2 tRNA genes are annotated in these 264 nt (G+C 52.3%); both read right to left on the bottom strand.

Annotated features, from left to right (window positions below):
• Nucleotides 1–29: 29 nt before the first annotated feature.
• A tRNA-Tyr gene (locus tag FHD02_RS24165) sits at nucleotides 30–114 on the bottom strand.
• Nucleotides 115–150: 36 nt separating this feature from the next.
• Nucleotides 151–235, bottom strand: a tRNA-Tyr gene (locus FHD02_RS24160).
• Between the last annotated feature and the right edge of the window lie 29 nt (nucleotides 236–264).

Genomic DNA, 264 nt, shown 5'->3' with positions numbered 1-264 from the left:
GATTTTGCTGAAGTGCGACAGGGAAATGATGGTGGTGGGGGAAGGATTCGAACCTTCGAAGTCGATGACGGCAGATTTACAGTCTGCTCCCTTTGGCCGCTCGGGAACCCCACCAGGGGTATACTAATTTTATGAATCTACAGGAATGAATGGTGGTGGGGGAAGGATTCGAACCTTCGAAGTCGATGACGGCAGATTTACAGTCTGCTCCCTTTGGCCGCTCGGGAACCCCACCACGGGGTAATGCTAATTACTGGCCTGCTT

The sequence above is a fragment of the Citrobacter sp. EC_71 genome (genome assembly GCF_019584005.1).
In the GTDB taxonomy this organism is placed as follows: domain Bacteria; phylum Pseudomonadota; class Gammaproteobacteria; order Enterobacterales; family Enterobacteriaceae; genus Citrobacter; species Citrobacter werkmanii.
Note: the sequence above shows the minus strand (reverse complement) of the source record. Positions and strands in the feature narration are given on the sequence as shown.